Origin of the sequence: Ramlibacter sp. (assembly GCF_028292805.1) — a bacterium.
Taxonomy (GTDB): domain Bacteria; phylum Pseudomonadota; class Gammaproteobacteria; order Burkholderiales; family Burkholderiaceae_C; genus Ramlibacter.
Window position 1 is genome coordinate 1 of sequence record NZ_JAQGLS010000015.1, and the last position, 3,589, is coordinate 3,589.

Genomic DNA, 3,589 nt, shown 5'->3' on the forward strand with positions numbered 1-3,589 from the left:
TCGGGCGCTTTGCCGGCGCCGGCCCGCGCTGCCTGCGCTGCGCCCTGCCGGTGCCCGGCGGCCTCGTCGCCTGCGGCGCCTGCCTGCGCGACGAGGCGCCGCTGGACGCCTGCTACGCCGCAGTGCCGTACGCCTATCCGTGGTCCGGGCTGGTCGCCCGCTTCAAGTTCCAGTCGGAACCGGGCTGGGCCGCCAGCTTCGGCCGCCTCGTCGGCGCCGTTCCTGGGGTCCCCGACGAGCTCGCCGGTGCCGACTTCGTGCTGCCGATGCCGCTGGCGCCGGCGCGACTGGCCCAGCGCGGCTTCAACCAGGCGCTGCAACTGGCCCGCGCCCTGGTCGGACGGCGGGCCGACGCCGGCCTGCTGCTGCGGCTGCGCGAAACCGCCTCGCAGGCCACGCTCGACCGCGCCGGACGGCGCGCCAACATGCGCGGCGCCTTCGGGATCGAGCCGCTGCGCCAGCCGCAGCTGCGCGGCGGGCGGGTATTGCTGGTGGACGACGTGATGACCAGCGGCGCCTCGCTGCAAGCTGCCGCGGCGGCGCTGCGGCAAGCCGGCGCCGTCCGCGTGGGCGCCGTGGTGCTGGCACGCACCGATGAGCCGGGCTGAGCCGCGGCGGATCGCGGGACAATCGGGCATGTTCCACATCGTCCTGGTCCACCCGGAAATTCCGCCCAACACCGGCAACGTCATCCGCCTGGCGGCCAACACCGGCTGCACGCTGCACCTAGTCGAGCCACTGGGTTTTTCGATGGAGGACCGGCTGCTGCGCCGCGCCGGCCTGGATTACCACGAGTACGCCGAGGTGCGCCGCCATGCCAGCTGGCAGGCGCTGCTGGCCCAGGCGCCAGCGGCCGAGCGGATGTTCGCGCTGACCACGCACGGCAGCCGCCCGGTGCACGAAGTTCGCTTCGAGCCGGGCGACTGGCTGGTGTTCGGCTCGGAAACGCGCGGCCTGCCGGAACTGCTCAGAGACAGCTTTGGCGCACAGCAGCGCTTGCGGCTGCCGATGCGCCCCGGCCAGCGCAGCCTGAACCTGTCGAACGCGGTGGCCGTCACGGTGTTCGAAGCCTGGCGCCAACTGGGCTTCGGCGGGGCTGCCTGAGCCGCAGTGTCACGCTGTTGGCACACAGCAATATCTGCTTTCAACCTGCTGTGTTTGAAACCCAACGCGACCGCCCGCATGTGGTCAGTGGGCAGCCCTGCGAAGGGCGGCCAAATGCAACCCAGACTCCTCATTCAACGCCCGCTCACGCGGGCGTCTTTTTTGGCTCAGGGATAACGGCGGGTCAGCGATTCGGCCACGCAGGCGGGCTTGTCGCTGCCCTCGCGCTGCACCGTCACGCCCCAGGTCATCTGCATGCCGCCGTTGTCCACCGGGTCACAGGCCAGCAGCTTGATCACCGCGCGCAGGCGGCTGCCCACCGGCACCGGCGCGGTGAAGCGAACCCGGTTCAGCCCGTAGTTGACGCCCATGCGGGTGTTGCGGATCTCCAGCGCCGACTCGAACAGCCTGGGGAGCAGCGACAAGGTGAGAAACCCGTGGGCGATGGGCGCACCGAACGGCCCGGCCTTGGCCCGCTCTTCGTCCACGTGGATCCACTGATGGTCTCCGGTGGCCTGGGCGAACAGGTTGATCTGCTGCTGGGTGATGCTGATCCAGTCACTGACGGCGACTTCGTGGCCGACCAGGGCCGGCAGCTCGGCGAGGGATTCGATGACTTTCATCCGGCCATTGTCGCAAGGGCCGGGCCGGCGCCGGAGTCGCTCAGGCGTCCACCAGCGTGGTGATCGGCTGCCACTGCGCCAGGTTCCGCTCGACCTTGTTCGGCCCCACCTCGAACAAGGTCAGCCCGCCGGCCGCGAGATGCACGTCGTTCTGCGTCGGCCACAGCAACCTCAGCACCGGCAGGCCCAGGCTGGCGACGAACTCCTGCAGCTTGTCGGCGGCGATGGTGGGGCGTCGACCCGCGTGCCGACGATGCCCCACCTGCATGTGGTGCGACTGGCGTGCTGCGCCAGCTGGTCCAGGAAGGCCCGGGTGGCGAAGATGTCGAACATGCTGGCCTGCAGCGGCACCAGCACTTTGTCGGCATGGCGCAGCGCCTGCTGGAACAGCTTGCCGTGCAGACCGGCGGGCATGTCGAGCACCACGTGGGTGGTGCCGCGTGGCGGCCGCGCCACCTGGCCGTCGGCCAGCTCCCGGCTGCGATGGTGCGCGCCGCCGGCGGCCGCAGACTCAGCCACAGGCTTGACGACTGCTGGCGGTCGGCATCGCCGATGCATCACATGGCGCGCGCGGATGGCGTGATAGCCCGCTATATTGGTGGCGACCGTGGATGAGCCCACCCCACCTTTCGGATTCGCAACGACAACGACCGGCATGCACGGACTCCTCGTCGGTGCGGCCCGCGGAGCAGCCGCCTTGCACTATGGTAGCCGTGATGGATGAGTTCGCCAACACTCCGGCTGCAGCGCCGATCTGCGTGCTGGCCGCGCACCCAAACTGGCGCGAGTCGCGCGTCAACCGCAAATTGTTCGAGCGGGCACGCGCCACGCCCGGCGTCGAGGTGCTGGACCTGTACGGCCGCTACCCCGACTACGACATCGACGCGCCGGCCGAACGGGCGCGCATCGGCCCGGCGCAGCTGCTGGTGCTGCTGCATCCGGTGCAGTGGTACTCCATGCCGGCCCTGATGAAGCTGTGGCTGGACGAAGTGCTGACGCATGGCTGGGCCTACGGCCCCGGCGGCACCGCGCTGCAGGGCAAGGATCTGTGGCTGGTGGCGACCACCGGCGGCAGCGAGCCGTCCTACCACCCGCAAGGCTACAACCGCTACTTTTTCGACGCCTTCCTGCCACCGTACGAGCAGACCGCCGCCTTGTGCGGCATGCGCTTTCTGCCGCCCATGCTCTTGCACGGCGCGCATCGCGTCACGCCCGCGCAGATCGAAGCCCACGCCGAGACCTTCGGGCAGCGGCTGGCGAGCTACCCCGACTGGCCCGAGCTGGACGACCTGCCGGCCTGCCCGGCCTGCGACGTCCCCGCCGCCGACCGCCCCCCGGTGCACGATCAGGCGGGTCGGTGATGGACCACGCGCCGGCTTGGCTGAGCTACAGCTTCATCTATCTTGCCGCGGCCGTGATCGCCGTGCCGCTGTCGCGCGCACTCGGCCTGGGCGCCATCCTGGGCTACCTGGCCGCCGGCATCGCCATCGGGCCCTGGGGTCTGGGCCTGGTGCCCAACGTGCAGGACATCCTGCACTTCGCCGAGTTCGGCGTGGTGCTGATGCTGTTCCTGATCGGGCTGGAGCTGGAGCCGCGGCGCCTGTGGAGCCTGCGGCGGCCGATCTTCGGCTGGGGCAGTGCGCAGGTGCTGGGATGCGCCGCGCTGCTGTTCGCCGTCGGCCTGGCGGCCGGGGCGCCGTGGCGCACCGCGCTGGTGGCTGCCCTGGGCCTGGCGCTGTCGTCCACCGCCATCGCGCTGCAGGTGATGGGCGAGCGAAACCTGCTGCCCACCAGCAGCGGGCAATCCGGCTTTTCCATCCTGTTGTTCCAGGATGTGGCGGCGATCCCGATTCTGGCCCTGC

At 70.5% G+C, this 3,589-nt stretch carries 5 protein-coding genes and 1 pseudogene; 4 read left to right on the forward strand and 2 right to left on the reverse strand.

Annotation, left to right across the window (positions count from 1 at the left end):
- Together JWP65_RS00735 and trmL are read left to right on the forward strand one after the other, a co-directional pair.
- Positions 1-608, forward strand: a 608-nt coding sequence (locus JWP65_RS00735) for a ComF family protein (RefSeq protein WP_299759389.1), incomplete at its 5' end; no start/stop codon positions are given.
- Positions 609-636: 28 nt separating this feature from the next.
- Entirely contained in the window at positions 637-1,104 is a 468-nt protein-coding gene (gene trmL, locus JWP65_RS00740) for a tRNA (uridine(34)/cytosine(34)/5-carboxymethylaminomethyluridine(34)-2'-O)-methyltransferase TrmL (RefSeq protein WP_299759391.1), read from the forward strand.
- A 167-nt stretch (positions 1,105-1,271) separates the two neighbouring features.
- Here the strand turns inward: trmL and JWP65_RS00745 are convergent, their stop codons facing one another.
- A complete protein-coding gene (locus tag JWP65_RS00745) occupies positions 1,272-1,727 on the reverse strand; it encodes a MaoC family dehydratase (protein ID WP_299759393.1) in 456 nt (151 codons plus the stop codon).
- A 40-nt stretch (positions 1,728-1,767) separates the two neighbouring features.
- Positions 1,768-2,384: pseudogene (locus tag JWP65_RS00750) on the reverse strand (ParA family protein).
- A 59-nt stretch (positions 2,385-2,443) separates the two neighbouring features.
- Here JWP65_RS00750 and JWP65_RS00755 point away from each other — a divergent pair.
- Positions 2,444-3,088, forward strand: a complete 645-nt coding sequence (locus tag JWP65_RS00755) for an NAD(P)H-dependent oxidoreductase (protein WP_299759395.1) — start codon at positions 2,444-2,446, stop codon at positions 3,086-3,088.
- On the forward strand, positions 3,088-3,589 hold a 502-nt coding region (locus JWP65_RS00760), incomplete at its 3' end, for a cation:proton antiporter (protein WP_299759397.1). The genes JWP65_RS00755 and JWP65_RS00760, both read left to right, overlap by 1 nt.

Bases quoted from the DNA above. Each gene is read 5' to 3' on its own strand.
- trmL (WP_299759391.1), top strand. From the start codon at position 637: ATGTTCCACATCGTCCTGGTCCACCCGGAAATTCCGCCCAACACCGGC.
- JWP65_RS00755 (WP_299759395.1), top strand. From the start codon at position 2,444: ATGGATGAGTTCGCCAACACTCCGGCTGCAGCGCCGATCTGCGTGCTG.
- JWP65_RS00745 (WP_299759393.1), bottom strand. From the start codon at position 1,727: ATGAAAGTCATCGAATCCCTCGCCGAGCTGCCGGCCCTGGTCGGCCAC.